This is a genomic window from Cupriavidus sp. U2 (genome assembly GCF_009663685.2).
Classification (GTDB): Bacteria; Pseudomonadota; Gammaproteobacteria; order Burkholderiales; family Burkholderiaceae; genus Cupriavidus; species Cupriavidus necator_C.
The window spans coordinates 595,743-615,137 of record NZ_RCOG02000012.1 but is presented as its reverse complement, the minus strand read 5'-3'; the positions used below and the strand labels follow the sequence as shown (position 1 = coordinate 615,137).

Genomic DNA, 19,395 nt, shown 5'->3' with positions numbered 1-19,395 from the left:
GGTTTTACCCTCACCCCCACCCCTCTCCACTGCATGGGAGAGGGGAGCGCATAACAACGGTCGGCAGCGCTTAGTTCCCGCCGACCTTGTCGGCCTTGCCTTCGTTACCCGCGATGAACGGGCTCCACGGCTGCGCACGGATCGGCTTCGGCGTTTTCCAGACCACGTTGAACTGGCCGTCGCCCTTCACTTCGCCGATCATCACGGGCTTGTACAGGTGATGGTTGTCGCCCATGGTCAGCGTGAAGCCGTCCGGCGCCTTGAAGGTCTGGCCGTACATGGCGGCGCGCACCTTGTCCACGTCGGTGGTGCCGGCCTTCTTCACGGCCTGGGCCCACATGTGGATACCGACGTAGGTGGCTTCCATCGGGTCGTTGGTCACGCGCTTGTCGCCGCCGGGCAGGTTGTTGGCCTTGACCCATGCCGCCCACCGCTTCTTGAACGCGTCGTTCTCGCCATTCTTGACCGACATGAAGTAGTTCCAGGCGGCCAGGTGGCCCACCAGCGGCTTGGTGTCGATGCCGCGCAGTTCTTCCTCGCCCACCGAGAAAGCCACCACCGGCACGTCCTTGGCCTTCAGGCCGGCGTTGCCCAGTTCCTTGTAGAACGGCACGTTGGAGTCGCCGTTGATCGTCGAGATCACGGCCGTCTTGCCGCCCTGCGAGAACTTCTTGATGTTGGCGACGATGGTCTGGTAGTCGCTATGGCCAAACGGGGTGTAGACCTCTTCGATGTCCTTGTCGGCTACGCCCTTGCTCTTCAGGAACGCGCGCAGGATCTTGTTGGTGGTGCGGGGATACACGTAGTCGGTGCCCAGCAGGAAGAAGCGCTTGGCACCGCCGCCCTCCTTGCTCATCAGGTATTCCACGGCCGGGATGGCCTGCTGGTTCGGCGCGGCCCCCGTGTAGAACACGTTCTTGGACATTTCCTCGCCTTCGTACTGCACCGGGTAAAACAGCAGTGCGTTGGTCTCTTCATAGACCGGCAGCACCGACTTGCGCGACACGGACGTCCAGCAGCCGAACGTCACGGCCACCTTGTCCTTGGTGATCAGCTGACGGGCCTTCTCGGCGAACAGCGGCCAGTTGGAAGCGGGGTCGACCACCACGGGCTCGAGCTTGCGGCCCAGCACGCCGCCGCTCTTGTTGATCTCGTCGATCGTCATCAGCGCCACGTCCTTGAGCGAAGTCTCGGAGATGGCCATGGTGCCCGACAGCGAATGCAGGATGCCGACCTTGATCGGTTCCTTCGTCTGCGCCATCAGCGGGCTGGTACCGATCATCGCCGCGGCGGCTACCGCCGACAGCTTCAGCATGTCACGTCGTTTCATTGCAGCTCCCATTTTGTCCAATTTGTCGTATGTGGTCAGGGACTACGCACCCCGGGTAACGCTTCTGCAACTTGCGTGCCAAGCGCGCCAACGACCGCAAACCGTTGCCAGGCAACGGCGGCAAGACAAATCGGATGGGACGGAGCGGGGGCGCACCAGTAAGGTGCCGGGGTTGCGAAGGGGCAGGAACGGACGCATGCACCGGCGTCGTGCATCGGCCCGATGCGGTGCATGGCTGGAAGGGATCGGTGCGTGGCGCACCAGCGGCAAGATTTCGGACGGGGGCCGCAGCCCCTCCCTCTCCCGCTGCGGCCTGAAGCGGTCAGGGAAAAATGCAATAAAAAACGGGGCCGCAGGGGCCCCGTTTCTTCAGATACCGGTGACGACGGTCACTTGCTCATCCACGGCATCATGTTGGCGTTCATGTTGTGCATGATCCAGAGCGAGCCGGCCAGCACGATGAAGAGGATCAGGACCGTGAACAGCAGTGCCATCACGTTCCACTTCTGGCCATCCGAGCCGTCCAGGTGCAGGAAGTACTTCAGGTGCACGATGATCTGCACCACGGCCATGCCCAGGATGATCCAGAGCGTGGTGGCGCGGTCGATCGAGCCGTCCATCACGATCTTGAACGGGATCACGGTCAGGATCACCGCCAGCACGAAGCCGATCACATACGACTTGACGCTGCTGTGGCCATGCGACGCGCCATGGGCGGCGCTTGCGTGTTGCTGTGCCATTTACATTGCTCCCATCAGGTAGACCACGGTGAACACACCGATCCAGACCACGTCCAGGAAGTGCCAGAACAGGCTGAGGCAGTTCAGGCGCTTGGCCACGGCCGGGGTCAGGCCCTTCTTCGACAGCTGGTACATCAGCACGAGCATCCACAGCATGCCGCTTGCCACGTGCAGGCCGTGGGTGCCCACGAGCGTGAAGAACGACGACAGGAAGGCGCTGCGGCTCGGGCCGGCACCTTCATGGATCAGGTGCGCGAACTCGTTGATTTCCATCGCCATGAAGCCTGCGCCCAGCAGGAACGTCACGGCCAGCCAGAACATCACGCGGCCGCGCTGCTGGTTCTGCATCGACACCATGGCAAAGCCGTAGGTGATCGACGAGAACAGCAGGATTGCCGTTTCCACGAGCACGTAGTTGAGCTCGAACAGCTCCTTGCCCGACGGGCCACCCGCCACTTCGCCGCGCAGGACGGCGAACGCGGCGAACAGGCACGCGAACAGGATGCAGTCGCTCATCAGGTACAGCCAGAAACCGAAGATGGTGTTCTCGCTGGTGTCGTGATGGGCGTGGTCGTGCGACTCGTCGTGCGAGTGCGCATGCGCGGGGGCTTGCGCCCCAAAGCGGTCAAGAACTTCTGTCGACATCGTTATCAGCCCTGTGCAGCCACACGCTGCTGGTAGCGGGTTTCGATCTGCTCGACCTCGGCGGCCGGCACGTAGTAGTCGATGTGGTCATCGTTGGCGCGACGGATGAACGCCACCACCATGCCGACCAGGCCAACGGCGGCAAGCCACCAGATGTGCCAGATCAGCGCGAAGCCCAGCGCCAGGCTCCAGGCACCCATGTAGAAGCCGGCAGCCGTGTTCTTCGGCATGTGGATCTGCTCGAAGCCGCTGGTCGGCAGCTTCTCGCCACGGGCTTTCATGTCGGCGAACGCGTCCAGGTCACGCACCACCGGGGTGTGCGCGAAGTTGTAGAACGGCGGCGGCGACGACGTTGCCCATTCCAGCGTACGGCCACCCCACGGGTCGCCCGTCACGTCGGCCAGCTTCTTGCGGTCGCGGATCGACACGACGATCTGCAGCACCTGGAAGAAGATGCCCAGCGCCACGAACACCACGCCCACCACGGCCAGATGCAGCCACGGCGTCCATTCCGGGTTGTTCGTGTGGTTCAGACGACGGGTCATGCCCATCAGGCCCAGCACGTACAGCGGCATGAACGCGAAGTAGAAACCGACGATCCAGCACCAGAAGGCGCACTTGCCCAGCCGCTCGTTCAGCTTGAAGCCGAACGCCTTCGGCCACCAGTAGGTGATGCCGGCCAGGTAGCCGAACAGCACGCCGCCGATGATCACGTTGTGGAAGTGGGCAATCAGGAACAGGCTGTTATGCAGCACGAAGTCGGCTGCCGGCACGGCCATCAGCACGCCGGTCATGCCGCCGATCACGAACGTGATCATGAAGCCCAGCGTCCACAGCACCGGCGACGTGAACTGCACGCGGCCACGGTACATCGTGAACAGCCAGTTGAAGATCTTCACGCCCGTCGGGATCGAGATGATCATCGTCGTGATGCCGAAGAACGCGTTCACGTTGGCGCCCGAGCCCATCGTGAAGAAGTGGTGCAGCCACACGATGAACGACAGCACCATGATCGCGCTCGTTGCATAAACCATCGACTTGTAGCCGAACAGCTTCTTGCCCGAGAACGTGGCGATGATTTCCGAGAAGATACCGAATGCCGGCAGCACCAGGATGTAGACCTCGGGGTGGCCCCAGATCCAGATCAGGTTCACGTACATCATGGCGTTGCCGCCACCGTCGTTCGTGAAGAAGTGCATGTCGAAGTAACGGTCCAGACCCAGCAGGGCCAGCGACACCGTCAGCACCGGGAAGGCGGCCACGATCAGCACGTTGGTGCAGAAGACCGTCCACGTGAACACCGGCATGCGCATCAGGGTCATGCCCGGGGCGCGCATCTTCAGGATCGTCACCAGGAAGTTCACGCCGGTCAGCAGCGTGCCCAACCCTGAAATCTGCAAGGACCAGAGGTAGTAGTCCACCCCCACGCCCGGGCTGTAGTCCAGGCCCGACAGCGGCGGATAGGCCAGCCAGCCCGTACGCGCGAATTCGCCAACCCCCAGCGAGATATTGACCAGCAGCGCGCCGGCCACGAACAGCCAGAAGCTCAGCGTGTTCAGGAACGGGAATGCCACGTCGCGCGCGCCGATCTGCAGCGGCACCACGAGGTTCATCAGGCCCGTCATCAGCGGCATGGCCACGAAGAAGATCATGATCACGCCGTGGGCCGTGAACACCTGGTCATAGTGCTCGGGCGGCAGGAAGCCGGTGGCGCCGTTGGTGGCAACCGCCAGCTGGGTACGCATCATGATGGCGTCGGCAAAGCCGCGCAGCAGCATGATCAGCGCCACCAGCGAGTACATCACGCCGATGCGCTTGTGGTCGACCGAAGTGATCCATTCGACCCACAGGTAATTCCACTTCTTGAAATACGTGATCGCGCCGAGCAGCCCCAGCCCGCCAAGGGCCACGCAGCTCAGCGTGATCATGATGATCGGCTCATGAAACGGAATCGCCGACAAACTCAATTTGCCAAACATCATTGCTCCTAGATTTGCGCGCCCACGGCCGGCTTGGCCGGCGTGGTCATGGATACACGCTCTTCGCCAAGCGTGTTACGCGACGTGCAGACCGGACCGCCATCGAAACCTTCGCGGGCCATGGCACGGCCGTCGTGCCCCATGTATTGATGCAGGATGCCGGTAAACAGGCCGTCTTCGATCTTGCCGAAGTACGTCACCGGATCTGCTTCGCTCGGCTTGGCCAGGACTTTGTAGTCCTCGGCGCCGAGCTGCTTGCTGGACGCGCGCACCTGTTCCACCCACTTGTCGAAGTCGAAATTCGACATGGCGATGGTCTTGAACTTCATGCCCGAGAAGCCGCCGCCACTGTAGTTGGCGGACATGCCGTCGTACGTGCCGGCTTCATTGGCGATGAGGTGCAGCTTGGTCTCCATCCCGGCCATGGCGTACACCTGGCTGCCCAGCTGGGGGATGAAGAACGAATTCATGATCGAATCCGACGTGATCTTGAAGTTCACCGGCGTGTTCACCGGCAGCGCCAGCTGGTTGACCGTCGCGATCTTCAGTTCCGGATAGATGAACAGCCATTTCCAGTTCATCGCCACGGCTTCGACCTGCACCGGCTTGACGTTCGACTCCAGCGGCTTGTAGGGATCGAGATCGTGCGACGACTTCCAGGTGATGATGCCCAGCGCGATGATGATCAGGCAGGGAATCAGCCAGACCACGACTTCGATCTTGGTCGAGTGCGACCAGTCCGGATCGTAGGTGGCCGACGTGTTGCTGGCGCGGTACTTCCACGCGAACACGATCGTCAGGATGATCACCGGCACCACGACCAGCAGCATCAGCCAGGTGGCGATCAGGATGATGCCCTTGATGTCGACGCCGACTTGCCCCTTCGGGTTCATCAGCGCGTAGTCGCAGCCGGCCAGCAGGAGCAGGCCAAGGCAAGGCAGGTACCGCATCAGGCGCGGCATTGTTGATGTGTTCATGTCACGACGGTCTGGTTGCGCCACGCCTGTGCACAAGCGAGGCACTGCCGCCTGCTGCACGAGGCAACGGGCTGGCTGGGCTGGGAAAAACCGGGGACGTGTCCAAAGCTGGCGCAAGCGTTGATGGGGCGAGCAAGCACCGGCGGACCATGCGGCCGGGCAACGCCGTGAGCGCGGCTGGACAGCAACTGACGACTGCGTGCGCGAAACGCCGGGGGCGGAAGCGTGCGCTGAGGTAACCGACTGCCTGAACTGCGATCGTTCCCGGTTCGGAGCAGCCACCGGGACAAGCGTTGTGTCACGATGCTCACGCGATTTCCGCCTGCTTTTGACCGACCCGCCAGCGCAGCGAGCACGGTCTCCGAGCGGATATCGCATTACTTAAAACATCGTTGGGCGCGAATGTACCGCAACGCAACATTGCGGGTAAACCCAAACACAACGGAAACACTGTTCTTTTAACCGGACAATGTTCTTGATGTCGCGCAAAGGAAACAGATCACGTTGTGAACGTATTTGTCATGCGATTCTTCTGGACAAAAGAAAGGGGCCGCGTTCTAGCGGCCCCGCTCCGCTGCACCCTGCAACGGCTAGGAGTAGCGCCGGCTGATCGATTCCGCCACGCAGACGGGGCGATCGCTGCCCTCGCGTTCGATGGTGACTTCCCAGGTCGACTGAGCGCCGAGCAGGCCGTTTGGCAACGGATCGAGCCGCTCGACCTTGAGCAGCTTCACGCGCGCGCGCAGCTTGCTGCCGACCGGCACCGGCGAGGTGAACCTCACCCGGTTCAGCCCGTAGTTGACGCCCATCTTGACGCCTTCCATGTGGATGGCGTTCTGCATGAACTGCGGCAGCAGCGACAACGTCAGGAAACCATGCGCCACCGGGGCGCCGAATGGCGACTCCCGCTTGGCGCGCTCGACATCGACGTGGATCCACTGATGATCGCCCGTCGCCTCGGCAAACAGGTTTACCTGCTGCTGCGTGATTTCGGACCAGTCGCTGACGGCCACTTCCTGGCCCTGGAGGGACTCCAGCTCTTCCAGCGATGCAATGGTGCGCATATGACTTGTCTCCTATTGTCTCGTCGTCTTGTCGTCTTGTCGTCTTGTCGTCTTGTCGTCTTGTCGTCTTGTCGTCTTGTCGTCTTGTCGTCTCGTTGCCCGGCTGAATGGCTTCCTGCCGCGCTCGCACCGGCCTCAGGCCGGGCGGCGCTTGTACATGCCCATGCCCTTGACCGTACACACCACCTCGCCCTTCTGGTTGGTGCCAACCCACTGCGTCATCACCACGCCGCGGTCGGGCTTCGTGCTGGACGGGCGCTTCTCCAGGATCTTCAGCACGGCGGTCAGCGTGTCGCCAGCATAGACCGGCTTGATCCAGCGCACCTCGTCCACGCCGGGCGAACCCATGCTGGTGGAGCGGTCGCCCATCGACTGTACCAGCAGCCGCATCATGATGCCGCAGGTCATCCAGCCGCTTGAAATCAGGCCACCGTAAATGCTGCTTTCCGCCGCGGCCTTGTCGATGTGGAACGGCTGGGGATCGTACTGGCGCGCAAACGTGAGGATCTCCTCCTCGGTAACGTGGTAGCTGCCAAGCGGAATCTCGCTGCCGACGACATAGTCTTCGAAGTACATCTTGTTGGACATCGTGGGCTCCAAAGCAAAAAACCGCGCTCGGGGTCGCCGGCGCGGTTCAGGTCAAACACTACGGTCAGGCGGCTTCCTGGAAGCCCGGCTGGCTTGCGAAGCGGCCCAGGTGATGGTCCACGTCGCCAAACGTCGTGTTGATCATGGTCAGCCGCTTGAACATGTGCGCGGCCGGCAGTTCGTCGGTCACGCCCATGCCGCCGTGGATCTGCACGGCTTCCTGACCGACCGAGCGCGCCGCCTGGCCCACCCGTGCCTTGGCAGCCGACACGTAGCGGCGGCGTTCTTCCGGCGACGATTCCTCGAAGCGGGCGGCAGCCAGCAGCGTGATCGAACGCGACTGCTCGGCATGGATGAACATTTCCACCATGCGGTGCTGCAGCGCCTGGAAGCGCGCGATCGGCACGCCGAACTGCTGGCGCGTCTTGGCGTATTCGAGCGTGGCGGCGTTCAGCGTGTCCATCACGCCAACGGCCTCGGCGCACAGCAGCACGGCGGCGTAGTCGGCCGTCGCCTCCAGCACGTCAAAGCCCTTGCCTTCGGCACCGAGCAGCGTGGCCGGCGCATCGGCAAACGTCACGTCGGCCGCGCGCAGGTTGTCGATTGTGCGGTAGTCCTTGACGCTGACGCCAGCCCCGTTCGTATCGACCAGGAACAGGGAGATGCCGTCACGATCGGACTGGGCACCGCCGGTACGGGCCGACACCACCAGCTTGTCAGCCTGCGCACCGTGGATCGCCACCACCTTGCGACCGTTGAGCTTGCCGCCCTTGGCCGTCACCGTCACGTTGTTCAGTTCGTAGCGCGCCTGGGGCTCGTTGAACGCCGTGGCCAGCTTCACCTCGCCGCCGGCCACCTGCTCCAGTACCGCTTCCTGGCCGCCGGCCAGCTTCAGTGCGTGCGCGGCCACCACGGTGGCGAAGTACGGCTCCACGATCAGGCCACGGCCCAGCTGCTCCTGCACCACCATCATGTCGACGGCCGTACCCGAGAAACCGCCCTGCGCTTCCGGCACCGGCAGCGCGGTCAGGCCCAGCTCCACCAGGGCGCCCCAGGCCTGCTCGCCGTAGCCTGCCTCGGTCTTGATGTTCTTCTTGCGCGATTCGAAGTCGTAGCTCTTCTCGACAAAACGGCGAATCGCGTCGGCCAGCTGCTTCTGTTCGTCGCTGAGATTGAAGTTCATGTCGCGTGTCTCCTCACAGCCCCAGAATCATCTGGCTGATGATGTTCTTTTGGATTTCGTTGGAACCACCGTAGATCGACGTCTTGCGGTAGTTGAAGTAGTAGGCGGCCAGCGGCGCGGCATCGTCGTAGCCGGTCACGGCATGGTCGTGCTCGCATTCGAGGTAGGCGGTGTCGAACGGCTGGGCATACGGACCCACGGCCTCCACCATCAGCTCGGTCAGCATCTGCTGGATCTCGGTGCCCTTGATCTTGAGCATCGACGCTTCCGGGCCAGGGCCCTTGCCGGCCGCTTCGCTCGACACCACGCGGAGCACCGTGATTTCCAGCGCCATCAGCTCGATTTCCAGCGCGGCCACCTTGGCGCCGAACACCGGATCGGCCAGCAGCGGCTTGCCGTTCTTCTGCTGCTGACGCGCCACGCGCTTCAGGAACCCCAGTTCGCGCTTGGAATTGCCCACACGGGCAATGCCGGTGCGCTCGTGGCCCAGCAGGTACTTGGCGTAGGTCCAGCCGCGGTTCTCTTCGCCCACGCGGTTTTCGACCGGCACCTTCACGTTGTCGAAGAAGACTTCGTTCACCTCGTGCTCTTCGTCGAGCATGATGATCGGGCGCACGGTGATACCGGGCGTCTTCATGTCGATCAGCAGGAACGAGATGCCTTCCTGCTTCTTGGCTTCAGGGTCGGTGCGCACCAGGCAGAAGATCATGTCGGCGTGCTGGCCCAGCGTGGTCCAGGTCTTCTGGCCATTCACGATGTAGTGCTTGCCGTCCGGCGTCAGTTCGGCGCGCGTCTTCAGCGATGCGAGGTCGGAACCCGAGCCGGGCTCCGAATAGCCCTGGCACCACCAGTCGGTGCAGTCGAGGATACGCGGCAGGTAGTACGACTTCTGCTCGGCATTGCCGTACTTCATGATCACGGGCGCAACCATCGCCACACCGAACGGCAGTACGCCGGGTGCGCCGACGCGGGCATTTTCCTCGTCCCAGATATGGCGTTGCGTGGCGTTCCAGCCCGTACCGCCGAATTCCACCGGCCAGTGCGGCACTGACCAGCCCTTGCCGGCCAGGATCTTGTGCCAGCGCACCAGATCGTCGCGGTTGGGGCGGCGGTGGTTGAGCACCTTTTCGCTGATTTCCGCCGGCAGGTTGGCTTCGAGCCAGCTGCGCACTTCCTGACGGAAGGCGTTGTCCGCCGCCGAGTAGTTGAGATCCATGCCCGTCTCCATAGGTGGTGCCGGCGGGCGCCGGCCGATTGTTTTACCTGCGCATCGCTGCGCTGGTAAAACCGGGCACAGGATGCTTGTTCAGTGGGCCGTCTGCTTCAATGCGTCCGGCACGATGAGCGGAAAGGTGTCGATGCCCTCTTCAGCCAGCGCCTGCACTTCCTCGGCGGTGGCCGAACCGCGAATGCCGCGTTCGGGCGCCTCCTCGTAATGCATGCGCCGCGCTTCCTCCACGAAGCGGTCTCCCACGTCCTCGGTCTGCGCCAGCACCTGCCGCACGGCCTTCAGGTAGTGGGCCTGCAGCGCCTGCATCATCTGCCGGGCCTCGGCCTTGCCTGGTTCGCCATCGCGGCCCTGCGTCGGCGCCGGCTTCGCGGTGGCACCCGACAGATTCAGGCGCGGCGCGCTGGGCAGGCGGCTGACCGCATGGTCGCCACAGACCGGGCATTGGACGAGGTCGCGTGAAATCTGCGATTGCGCATCTTCCTCCGAGGCAAACCAGCCCTCGAAACGATGGTCATGCGCACAGCACAGGTCGAGCACCTTCATGATCTTTCCAGCCCGTCGGGGCAATGTTAGCCGTGAATCGAAATTTTGTGAACGGTCGTGCTAATTTTTTTGCAGCCGTTTTTGCCTGGCAGGATGCGTAGGAAACACAATCCCGCCGATGGCAGCCTATTTGGGCGCCGGGCCCTGAAAAATCAAGGGAAAACCCGTGATTCGCGCCTCGCCAAGCTTAGCAGCAAAGCGACGTTCTAGCCGGCCGCCCGTGCGGTCGGGAACGGCGGTTCGGCCTGTTCGCCGGGTTGCCAGGTGCCCGAGACAATTTTCTCGAGCCAGAACGCGCCGATGATCGTCTTCACGTCGGTAATGCGGCCTTGCCGCACCCAGTCAATGATCTGTCCGACAGGTGTGACGAAGGTCTCAAGGAATTCACCGTCGTCGAGCTTCGACTCGCCAGCCGTCAGATCACGGGCCAGGAACAGGTCGATGAATTCGGTCGAATAGGAAATGACGGGGTGGATGCGCGTCAGGTAGTCCCAGCGCGCTGCCGTGTAGCCGGTTTCTTCCAGCAGTTCGCGCTTGCTGCACACCAGCGCACCCTCTTCCGGGTCGAGCTTGCCGGCCGGGAATTCGAGCATGACTTCGCCCACCGGATAGCGGAATTGGCGCTCCATCAGCACGGTGCCATCGTCGAACAGCGGGATCATCATGACGGCGCCCGGATGCAGCACGTACTCGCGCCCGGCCTGCTTGCCGTCGGGCAGGCGCACGATGTCTTGCTTGAGGGTCAGGAATTTCCCGCGGTGGATGGTTGCCGAAGCGACCGGCGTCTCGCGGAGATGGTCATCCGAGACTTCGGACGACTGGGAGGAAACGGGGAGGGTCTTGTCGGTCATGCGCGCTCCGGAGATGGCACGGACCGGAGCAGGCAAGCCCTCAGGCCGTGCGATGTTTGACCAGGTATTGCCAGGTGAAGCCCGGGAAGGCAAACACCAGCATCATGCAGGCCGTGATGGCGTAGAACTGCCAGCCCTGCGGGAATGCGTTGCCAAGGCCCGCCTCCACCGCAAAGCCGGCAACACCGGCCACCACATACCAGACGAACAGCTCCACGGCCCGCAGCCACAGCGGCTTGCGGGCCCATTTCAGGCCCACCGCCGCGAACAGGCGCTGGTTGACGAACGGCAGGTTGGCACAGACCAGTGCCAGCAAAATGACAAACCAACCGCCCGCCGAGGAACTCATGTCGTCACCTTGTTATGTTACGAAGCCAGCGTGGCGCGGATGGCCTGGTAGCACAGGTTCATCAGCGCAGCCGGGAACAGGCCCAGCAGGATCACGGCCAGGCCGTTCAGGCTCAGGACCGAGCGCACGCCAACCGACGCTTCCAGCGGCTCTTCGCCAGCCGGCGTGTCGAAGTACATCAGCTTCACGATGCGCAGGTAGTAGAACGCGCCGATCAGCGAGAACACCACGGCCACCACGGCCAGCCAGCTCATGCCGGCCTTGACCACGGCCGACAGCACGGCCAGCTTGGCGTAGAAGCCGACGGTCGGCGGGATGCCGGCCATAGAGAACATCATCACCAGCATCAGCAGCGCAAACCACGGATGACGGCGCGACATGCCCTTCAGGTCGTCCAGCGTTTCGGCCTCGAAACCCTTGCGCGTCCGGATCAGGATCAGGCCGAACGTGCCGAGCGTGGTCAGCATGTAGGTGATCGAGTAGAACATCGACGCGCTGTAGGCATTGGCCGCGCCATCCGCCTTGTTCGCCACCACGCCGGACAGCATGCCCAGCAGGATGAAGCCCATGTGCGAGATGGTGGAGTACGCCAGCATCCGCTTCAGGTTGGTCTGCACGATCGCGGTCAGGTTGCCGATCAGCAGCGACACGACCGACAGCACCACCAGCATCATCTGCCAGTCGCCGGCCAGCGGCAGCAGGCCTTCGACCAGCAGGCGCATGATCAGCGCGAACGCGGCAACCTTCGGGCCGGCGGCGATCAGCAGCGTCACCGCGGTCGGCGAGCCCTGGTAGATGTCCGGAATCCACATGTGGAACGGTGCGGCACCGAGCTTGAACGACACACCGGCGACGATGAACACCACGCCGAAGGCCAGCATCGTCGTGTTGACGCGACCCGACTCCACCACGCGGAAGACTTCACCCAGGTTCAGCGAACCGGTGGCGCCGTACATCATCGACATGCCATAGAGCAGGAAGCCCGAGGCCAGTGCACCCAGCACGAAGTACTTGATGGCCGATTCCGACGTCACGCGCGAGTCGCGGCGCAGGGCCACCAGGGCGTACGACGACAGCGACAGCAGTTCCAGGCCCAGATACAGGGTCAGGAAGTTGTTGCCGGTAATCATCACGAGCTGACCGCCCAGCGTGAACAGCGCGAGCATGTAGAACTCGCCCGCGAACATGTCGCGGTTGCTCAGGTAGGTGCGCGTGTAGATCAGCGTCAGGAACATGCCCAGCGAGCAGAACGCCGACAGCACGTTGGCCATCGGATCCACGACCACCAGGTTGGCGAACACGTAGTGCGTCTCGCCGTTCGCGGCGTCCAGTGCGAACCAGAAGGTCAGCACCAGCGTCGTGAGCAGTGCCAGCGGGTATGCCACGCTGGTGCGGCCCTTGCCGCGCGCTAGGTCGATCCAGTTGATCGCCGCGATGGCGACCGCCAGGAAAATGATTGGCGCCACCGGGGCCAGGCTAGAGGACGATTGCATGTTGGTTTCTCTCCCCCGCTTACAGCTTGGACTGTGCCACGTGGGACAGCAGGTTCACCACCGAGGCGTGCATCACATCGGTGAAGGGTTTCGGGTACAGACCCATGTACAGCGTCAGGATGGCCAGCAGGCCGAACATCAGGAATTCGCGCTTGTTCAGGTCTACCAGTTCACGCACGTGCTGATGCACGATATCGCCAAAGATCACGCGCTTGACCATCCACAGCGAGTAGGCCGCGCCCAGGATCAGGGCCGTGGCAGCCAGCAGGCCGATCCAGAAATTGAACTTGACCGAGGCCAGGATGACCATGAACTCGCCGACGAAACCGGAAGTAGCCGGCAGGCCGCAGTTTGCCATGGCGAAGAACACCGAGAACGCGGCGAACTTCGGCATCACGTTCACCACACCGCCGTAGTCGGCGATCTGGCGCGAATGCACGCGGTCGTACAGCACGCCGATGCCAAGGAACATGGCGCCCGACACGAAGCCGTGCGAGATCATCTGGATGATGCCGCCTTCAACGCCCAGGTCGTTGAAAATGAAGAAGCCCAGCGTCACGAAGCCCATGTGGGCGATCGACGAGTACGCCACCAGCTTCTTCATGTCGGCCTGGACCAGCGCCACGAGGCCGATGTAGATCACCGCGACCAGCGAGATCGTGATGATGAACGGTGCCATGTAGTGGCTGGCGTCCGGCGCGATCGGCAGCGAGAAACGCAGGAAGCCGTAGGCGCCCAGCTTCAGCATGATCGCGGCCAGCACCACGGAACCGCCGGTCGGCGCTTCCACGTGGGCGTCCGGCAGCCAGGTGTGCACCGGCCACATCGGCACCTTCACGGCGAAGGCCATGAAGAGCGCCAGGAAGATCAGGATCTGCTCCTCGAACGACAGCTTGGCCTGGTGCCAGGACAGGATGTCGAACGTACCTGTCTTGTTGTACAGGTACAGCAGGGCAACCAGCGTCAGCAGGGAGCCCAGCAGCGTGTAGAGGAAGAACTTGAACGCGGCGTACACGCGGTTCGGGCCACCCCAGACACCGATGATGATGTACATCGGGATCAGCGTGGCTTCGAAGAACACGTAGAACAGCATGCCGTCCAGCGCGCAGAACACGCCCACCATCAGACCCGACAGGATCAGGAACGCGGCCATGTACTCGGCCACCCGTTCGGTGATCACTTCCCAGGCCGAGATCACGACGATCACGGTGATGAACGAGGTCAGCACGACAAACCACATCGAGATGCCGTCAACGCCCAGGTGATAGGCGATGTTGAAGCGCTCGATCCAGTTCGCCTGCTCGACAAACTGCATCGCAGCCGTCGACGTATCGAAATGAAAGACCAGCGGCAGCGTCACGGCGAAGCTGGCGATGGCACCGAACAGCGCCATCCAGCGCGCGAAGCCCTTGCTGTTGTCGGAGCCGAACATCAATACCAGCAGGCCGAAGAAGATAGGCAGCCAGATTGCGAGAGACAGAACCATTTGTTTGTTTTCCTTACTCGGTGCCTATCACTTGGTGCCTATCACGCCAGTGATCGTCAGCGTCAACAGCACCAGCATGCCGAGGATCATCGCGAAAGCGTAATGGTAGATGTAGCCGGACTGCAGGTAACGGCTGGCCGCGGCAAACGACGCCACCACACGGGCCGAACCATTGACGAACAGGCCGTCGATGAAGCTCTGGTCACCACCCTTCCACAGGCCGGTACCCAGCAGGCGCGCGCCACGGGCAAACACCGCCTCGTTGATCGCGTCCATGTAGTACTTGTTCTCGAGCAGGTTGTAGAGACCCGAGCAGCGTTGCTTGATGGCGGCCGGAATGTCCGGGCGCTTCATGTAGAAGAACCACGACAGCACCACACCGGCAATGGCCAGCCACAGCACCGGAGTCGTCAGCGAGTGAATCGCCATCGGCACCCAGCCGTGGAACGCTTCCTTCAGCTCTTCCATGGCGTGATGGTTCTCGCCGACGAAGATCACGTCCTTGAACGCCAGGCCATGCTTGAAGAAGTCACCGAACAGCATCGGCTCGATGGCGATGGCGCCAACGATCACCGACGGGATGGCCAGCAGCACCAGCGGCAGCGTCACCACCCACGGCGACTCGTGCGGCTTCTGGCCCGGAGCCAGACCATGGTGGTGGTCGTCGCCGTGCGATTCCTCTTCCTCCTCGTGGTGGTCGTGGTGCGCGTGCGGCTTGCCGAAACGCTCTTCACCGTGGAACACCAGGAAGTACATGCGGAACGAGTAGAAGGCGGTGACGAACACGCCAGCCAGCACCGCGAAGTACGCGAAGCCCGAACCGGCCAGGTGCGACTCGGCCACGGCCTCGATGATCGAGTCCTTCGAATAGAAGCCCGAGAAGAACGGCGTGCCGATCAGCGCCAGCGAACCCACCAGCGACGTGATCCAGGTGATCGGCATGTACTTGCGCAGGCCGCCCATGTTGCGGATGTCCTGGTCGTGGTGCATGCCGATGATGACCGAACCGGCCGCAAGGAACAGCAGCGCCTTGAAGAACGCGTGGGTCATCAGGTGGAACACGGCCACCGAGTAGGCCGAAGCGCCCAGGGCCACGGTCATGTAGCCCAGCTGCGACAGCGTGGAGTACGCCACCACGCGCTTGATGTCGTTCTGGATGATGCCCAGGAAGCCCATGAACAGTGCCGTGATGCCGCCGATGACCATCACGAACGACAGGGCGGTGTCCGACAGCTCGAACAGCGGCGACATGCGCGACACCATGAAGATACCGGCCGTCACCATGGTTGCCGCGTGGATCAGTGCGGAGATCGGGGTCGGGCCTTCCATCGAGTCAGGCAGCCACACGTGCAGCGGGAACTGCGCCGACTTGCCCATCGCGCCGATGAACAGGCAGATGCACGCCACGGTGATCATCAGCCAGTCGGTGCCCGGGAAGATCACGGTTGCCAGCTGCTCGCGCTGGGCGAACACGTCCGTGTAGTTCATGCTGCCGCTGTACGCCAGCAGCAGGCCGATACCGAGGATGAAGCCGAAGTCACCCACGCGGTTGACCAGGAACGCCTTCAGGTTGGCGAAGATCGCGGTCGGACGCGTGTACCAGAAGCCGATCAGCAGGTACGACACCAGGCCCACAGCTTCCCAGCCGAAGAACAGCTGCAGGAAGTTGTTGCTCATCACCAGCATCAGCATCGAGAAGGTGAACAGCGAGATGTAGGCGAAGAAGCGGTTGTAGCCGGGGTCCCCGTCCATGTAGCCGACGGTGTAGATGTGCACCATCAGCGAGACGAAGGTCACCACGACCATCATCATCGCCGTCAGGGAATCGACCAGGAAGCCGACTTCCATCTTCAGCGAGCCGATGGTCATCCATTCGTACACGGTGGCGTTGTAGCCGGCGCCGTTCATCACGTCGAGCAGCACCATCACGGAGAGGACGAACGAGATGGCGACACCGAGGATCGTTGCCGAGTGGGCCACGATGCGGCCGCCGCGCGTCTCCGAGGAGAACGTGCCGAAGAACTTGGTACCGAACAGACCGGCTATCGCGGCACCGGCGAGCGGTGCCAGCGCGATCGCCAGCAGCAGGTTGGGGTTGAGCGTGGTTGCCATAGGACGCTTATTGGTGTGCGGTCGGGGTGCAGTCTTGGTTCATGTCGTGAGCGTTCATGTCAGCCCTTGAGGGTATCCATGTCGTCCACGTTGATCGTGTCCAGGTTACGGAACAGCACGACCAGGATTGCCAGACCGATTGCCGACTCGGCGGCGGCCACCGTAAGGATGAAGAAAACGAAAACCTGTCCGGCCAGGTCGCCCATGTAGTGCGAGAAGGCGACGAAATTCATGTTCACCGCAAGCAGCATCAGTTCGAGCGCCATCAGCAGCACGATGACGTTCTTGCGGTTCAGGAAGATGCCAACGATGCTGATCGCGAACAGGATGGCACCGAGGACGAGAAAGTGAGCGAGAGACAGCACAGCGGGTTCTCCGGGCTTAGTTCTTGTTGGCGGACGCAGCAGCATCCGCTTCGGCCCGGCCCTCGGCCGGCATCTTCACCATGCGCACGCGCTCGTCGCGGCGTACACGCAGCTGGGCACCCACGTCCTGCGCCTTGACGTCCTTGCGGCGGCGCAGCGTCAGGGCCACGGCGGCCACGATGGCCACCAGCAGGATGATGCCGGCCACTTCGAAGGCGTACACGTAGTCGGTGTAGATCAGCTTGCCCAGCGCGGCGGTGTTCGAATAATTCGGGTCCTGCGCACCCGGCGGCAGCACGGCGTTGGTGGTGCCGATGAAGTTGCGCACCAGCACGATGGCCATTTCGGCGATGATCAGCGCACCGACGATCGACGCCATCGGCACGTACGTCCAGAAGTCGCGGCGCAGGTGCTCGATATCGATATCGATCATCATCACCACGAACAGGAACAGCACCATCACCGCACCTACGTACACCAGCACGAGCAGGATGGCGAGGAACTCGGCCTTCAGGATCATCCAGATCGCCGCGGCGGTGAAGAACGCCAGGACGAGGAACAGTGCGGAATGCACCGGGTTCTTTGCCGTGATGACTTTCAGTGCGGAGAGCACCAGCACCAGGGCAAAGGCATAGAAGATGGCTGTCGTGAGTTCCATGGTCCCTATCGGATCCTCTTTGGGCCGCGCCGGTCCGGGCTGCCCGTCGGGGCAGCCGCGCCTTGCGCGACTTGCTTCTCTTGGTTGTGCCCCTTGCGGGGCGACTTCAAATTCGTTGCCGGGAACCGCGCACCGCGTGCCCGGCTCCCGTCCTGCCGGTACGCTTAGCGGTACTTCGCGTCCGCGGCCTTGGCTGCCGCGATCTGCGGCTCGTAGCGGTCGCCCACTGCCAGCAGCATGTCCTTCGTGAAGTACAGGTCGCCGCGCTTCTCGCCGTGGTATTCGAAAATATGCGTTTCGACGACCGCGTCGACCGGGCAGGCTTCTTCGCAGAAACCGCAGAAAATGCACTTGGTCAGATCGATGTCGTAGCGCGTGGTGCGGCGGGTGCCGTCGTTACGCACATCCGACTCGATCGTAATGGCCATGGCCGGGCACACCGCTTCGCACAGCTTGCAGGCGATGCAACGCTCTTCCCCGTTCGGGTAGCGGCGCAGTGCGTGCAGGCCGCGGAAACGCGGCGACATCGGCGTCTTCTCTTCCGGGAACTGGACAGTCACCTTCCGGGCGAAGAGATAGCGGCCGGTAAGTGCCATGCCCTTGAAGAGTTCCTTCAGGAGCAGGCTGTTAAAGAAGTCCTTGATGGCGATCAGCATGACGATTGCTTCCTAAGTATTTCCGCGCGGCGCGCCCTGCCCGTTCGGGCGGCGCGCCGTCGCCTGGCCTCTTAGTGCCAGATGTTCCACGGCGACTTGATCCAGATCGCCACAATGATCAGCCACGCCACGGTCAGCGGAATGAAGATCTTCCAGCCCAGACGCATGATCTGGTCATAGCGGTAACGCGGGAACGAGGCACGAATCCAGATGAACACCGACAGCAGCAGGAAAACCTTGATCACCAGCCAGAAGAAGCCCGGGACCGCATTCGTGATCACGCTCGAGAACGGCGGCGCCCAGCCACCAAGGAACATCAGCGAGGTCATCGTCGAGATGATGATCATGTTGATGTACTCGGCCAGGAAGAACAGCGCGAACGTCATGCCCGAATATTCGATCATGTGACCGGCCACGATTTCCGACTCGCCTTCCACCACGTCGAACGGATGGCGGTTGGTTTCCGCCACGCCCGAGATGAAGTACACGGCGAACATCGGCAGCAGCGGCAGCCAGTTCCACGACAGGATGTTGATGCCCATGTCCGCGAAGTAGCCCACGTTCTGGCTGTTCACGATCGTCGACAGGTTCAGGCTGCCGGCCACCATCAGCACGGTCACCAGCGCGAAGCCCATGGCGATTTCATACGACACCATCTGCGCCGCGGCACGCATGGCGCCGATGAACGCGTACTTCGAGTTCGATGCCCAGCCCGCCAGGATCACACCGTACACGCCCACCGAGCTGATGGCCATCACGTACAGCAGGCCGGCGTTGACGTCCGCCATCACCACTTCGGGCTGGAACGGAATCACGGCCCAGACGGCCACTGCCGGCACCAGCACCATCAGCGGCGCAACCAGATACATCATCCGGTTGATCTGCGACGGGAACATCACTTCCTTGAGCAGCAGCTTCAGCACGTCGGCAATCGGCTGCAGCAGGCCCAGCGGACCCACGCGGTTCGGGCCGATACGGACGTGCATCCAGCCGATCAGCTTCCGTTCCCACAGAATCAGGTAGGCCACGCACAGCAGCACCGGCACCACAATGACCACGGCACGGATCAGGATCCAGATCAGCGTCCAAGCGCTGCCGAAGATGGCCTGGCCCTGCGAGGTAATGAGATCGATCATGTTGCTATC

19 protein-coding genes are annotated in these 19,395 nt (G+C 62.5%); all 19 read right to left on the bottom strand.

Translation table 11 applies throughout. From position 1 onward, the window contains the following. Positions 1–70: 70 nt before the first annotated feature. Positions 71–1,330 carry an urea ABC transporter substrate-binding protein gene (urtA, locus tag D9X30_RS13045; protein ID WP_153947598.1) on the bottom strand — a complete coding sequence of 420 codons (1,260 nt, stop codon included), beginning with the start codon at positions 1,328–1,330 and terminating at the stop codon, positions 71–73. 389 nt (positions 1,331–1,719) lie between these two features. Further along, the gene (gene cyoD / locus D9X30_RS13040) at positions 1,720–2,070 is read right to left on the bottom strand and encodes a cytochrome o ubiquinol oxidase subunit IV (protein WP_092594651.1); all 351 of its coding nucleotides are present in this window, start codon (positions 2,068–2,070) and stop codon (positions 1,720–1,722) included. Next, complete coding sequence (gene cyoC / locus D9X30_RS13035) at positions 2,071–2,715, bottom strand: cytochrome o ubiquinol oxidase subunit III (protein WP_092594653.1); 645 nt, start codon at positions 2,713–2,715, stop codon at positions 2,071–2,073. It lies immediately after the preceding gene. A 5-nt stretch (positions 2,716–2,720) separates the two neighbouring features. Further along, positions 2,721–4,694, bottom strand: a complete 1,974-nt coding sequence (gene cyoB / locus D9X30_RS13030; protein ID WP_092594655.1) for a cytochrome o ubiquinol oxidase subunit I — start codon at positions 4,692–4,694, stop codon at positions 2,721–2,723. An 8-nt stretch (positions 4,695–4,702) separates the two neighbouring features. Continuing rightward, positions 4,703–5,671, bottom strand: coding sequence for a ubiquinol oxidase subunit II (cyoA, locus tag D9X30_RS13025; RefSeq protein ID WP_029050831.1), 969 nt, complete (start codon positions 5,669–5,671; stop codon positions 4,703–4,705). A 590-nt stretch (positions 5,672–6,261) separates the two neighbouring features. Continuing rightward, complete coding sequence (locus D9X30_RS13020) at positions 6,262–6,735, bottom strand: MaoC family dehydratase (protein ID WP_029050832.1); 474 nt, start codon at positions 6,733–6,735, stop codon at positions 6,262–6,264. Positions 6,736–6,870: 135 nt separating this feature from the next. Then, positions 6,871–7,323, bottom strand: a complete 453-nt coding sequence (locus tag D9X30_RS13015; protein WP_153947597.1) for a MaoC family dehydratase — start codon at positions 7,321–7,323, stop codon at positions 6,871–6,873. Between the two features lie 64 nt (positions 7,324–7,387). Beyond that, positions 7,388–8,506, bottom strand: a complete 1,119-nt coding sequence (locus D9X30_RS13010) for an acyl-CoA dehydrogenase family protein (RefSeq protein ID WP_153947596.1) — start codon at positions 8,504–8,506, stop codon at positions 7,388–7,390. A 13-nt stretch (positions 8,507–8,519) separates the two neighbouring features. Further along, positions 8,520–9,722, bottom strand: coding sequence for an acyl-CoA dehydrogenase family protein (locus D9X30_RS13005; protein WP_153947595.1), 1,203 nt, complete (start codon positions 9,720–9,722; stop codon positions 8,520–8,522). 90 nt (positions 9,723–9,812) lie between these two features. Continuing rightward, positions 9,813–10,280, bottom strand: coding sequence for a DUF1178 family protein (locus tag D9X30_RS13000; protein WP_153947594.1), 468 nt, complete (start codon positions 10,278–10,280; stop codon positions 9,813–9,815). A 206-nt stretch (positions 10,281–10,486) separates the two neighbouring features. Continuing rightward, positions 10,487–11,131 (bottom strand): NUDIX domain-containing protein, encoded by a 645-nt coding sequence (locus tag D9X30_RS12995; protein ID WP_153947593.1) that lies wholly within the window; start codon positions 11,129–11,131, stop codon positions 10,487–10,489. Positions 11,132–11,171: 40 nt separating this feature from the next. Then, positions 11,172–11,480 carry a DUF2818 family protein gene (locus tag D9X30_RS12990; protein ID WP_029050838.1) on the bottom strand — a complete coding sequence of 103 codons (309 nt, stop codon included), beginning with the start codon at positions 11,478–11,480 and terminating at the stop codon, positions 11,172–11,174. A gap of 17 nt (positions 11,481–11,497) precedes the next feature. Then, positions 11,498–12,973 (bottom strand): NADH-quinone oxidoreductase subunit NuoN, encoded by a 1,476-nt coding sequence (gene nuoN, locus D9X30_RS12985; protein WP_153947592.1) that lies wholly within the window; start codon positions 12,971–12,973, stop codon positions 11,498–11,500. A 19-nt stretch (positions 12,974–12,992) separates the two neighbouring features. After that, positions 12,993–14,459, bottom strand: a complete 1,467-nt coding sequence (locus tag D9X30_RS12980; protein ID WP_153947591.1) for an NADH-quinone oxidoreductase subunit M — start codon at positions 14,457–14,459, stop codon at positions 12,993–12,995. 27 nt (positions 14,460–14,486) lie between these two features. After that, positions 14,487–16,571, bottom strand: a complete 2,085-nt coding sequence (nuoL, locus tag D9X30_RS12975; RefSeq protein WP_153947590.1) for an NADH-quinone oxidoreductase subunit L — start codon at positions 16,569–16,571, stop codon at positions 14,487–14,489. A 59-nt stretch (positions 16,572–16,630) separates the two neighbouring features. Continuing rightward, entirely contained in the window at positions 16,631–16,936 is a 306-nt protein-coding gene (gene nuoK, locus D9X30_RS12970) for an NADH-quinone oxidoreductase subunit NuoK (RefSeq protein WP_029050842.1), read from the bottom strand. 16 nt (positions 16,937–16,952) lie between these two features. Continuing rightward, the gene (locus D9X30_RS12965; RefSeq protein ID WP_066738975.1) at positions 16,953–17,594 is read right to left on the bottom strand and encodes an NADH-quinone oxidoreductase subunit J; all 642 of its coding nucleotides are present in this window, start codon (positions 17,592–17,594) and stop codon (positions 16,953–16,955) included. A gap of 164 nt (positions 17,595–17,758) precedes the next feature. Then, on the bottom strand, positions 17,759–18,247 hold the full coding sequence (gene nuoI, locus D9X30_RS12960; RefSeq protein WP_175459842.1) for an NADH-quinone oxidoreductase subunit NuoI: 489 nt from the start codon (positions 18,245–18,247) through the stop codon (positions 17,759–17,761). Between the two features lie 74 nt (positions 18,248–18,321). Further along, positions 18,322–19,386 (bottom strand): NADH-quinone oxidoreductase subunit NuoH, encoded by a 1,065-nt coding sequence (gene nuoH, locus D9X30_RS12955; protein WP_153947589.1) that lies wholly within the window; start codon positions 19,384–19,386, stop codon positions 18,322–18,324. Positions 19,387–19,395: the final 9 nt, after the last annotated feature.

Coding starts and splice junctions, on each gene's coding strand:
- nuoH (WP_153947589.1), bottom strand. CDS start 19,386: ATGATCGATCTCATTACCTCGCAGGGCCAGGCCATCTTCGGCAGCGCT.
- urtA (WP_153947598.1), bottom strand. CDS start 1,330: ATGAAACGACGTGACATGCTGAAGCTGTCGGCGGTAGCCGCCGCGGCG.
- D9X30_RS13000 (WP_153947594.1), bottom strand. CDS start 10,280: ATGAAGGTGCTCGACCTGTGCTGTGCGCATGACCATCGTTTCGAGGGC.
- D9X30_RS12990 (WP_029050838.1), bottom strand. CDS start 11,480: ATGAGTTCCTCGGCGGGCGGTTGGTTTGTCATTTTGCTGGCACTGGTC.
- cyoD (WP_092594651.1), bottom strand. CDS start 2,070: ATGGCACAGCAACACGCAAGCGCCGCCCATGGCGCGTCGCATGGCCAC.
- cyoC (WP_092594653.1), bottom strand. CDS start 2,715: ATGTCGACAGAAGTTCTTGACCGCTTTGGGGCGCAAGCCCCCGCGCAT.
- cyoB (WP_092594655.1), bottom strand. CDS start 4,694: ATGTTTGGCAAATTGAGTTTGTCGGCGATTCCGTTTCATGAGCCGATC.
- D9X30_RS12965 (WP_066738975.1), bottom strand. CDS start 17,594: ATGGAACTCACGACAGCCATCTTCTATGCCTTTGCCCTGGTGCTGGTG.
- D9X30_RS13020 (WP_029050832.1), bottom strand. CDS start 6,735: ATGCGCACCATTGCATCGCTGGAAGAGCTGGAGTCCCTCCAGGGCCAG.
- D9X30_RS13010 (WP_153947596.1), bottom strand. CDS start 8,506: ATGAACTTCAATCTCAGCGACGAACAGAAGCAGCTGGCCGACGCGATT.
- nuoN (WP_153947592.1), bottom strand. CDS start 12,973: ATGCAATCGTCCTCTAGCCTGGCCCCGGTGGCGCCAATCATTTTCCTG.
- nuoL (WP_153947590.1), bottom strand. CDS start 16,571: ATGGCAACCACGCTCAACCCCAACCTGCTGCTGGCGATCGCGCTGGCA.
- cyoA (WP_029050831.1), bottom strand. CDS start 5,671: ATGAACACATCAACAATGCCGCGCCTGATGCGGTACCTGCCTTGCCTT.
- D9X30_RS13005 (WP_153947595.1), bottom strand. CDS start 9,722: ATGGATCTCAACTACTCGGCGGCGGACAACGCCTTCCGTCAGGAAGTG.
- D9X30_RS12980 (WP_153947591.1), bottom strand. CDS start 14,459: ATGGTTCTGTCTCTCGCAATCTGGCTGCCTATCTTCTTCGGCCTGCTG.
- D9X30_RS13015 (WP_153947597.1), bottom strand. CDS start 7,323: ATGTCCAACAAGATGTACTTCGAAGACTATGTCGTCGGCAGCGAGATT.
- D9X30_RS12995 (WP_153947593.1), bottom strand. CDS start 11,131: ATGACCGACAAGACCCTCCCCGTTTCCTCCCAGTCGTCCGAAGTCTCG.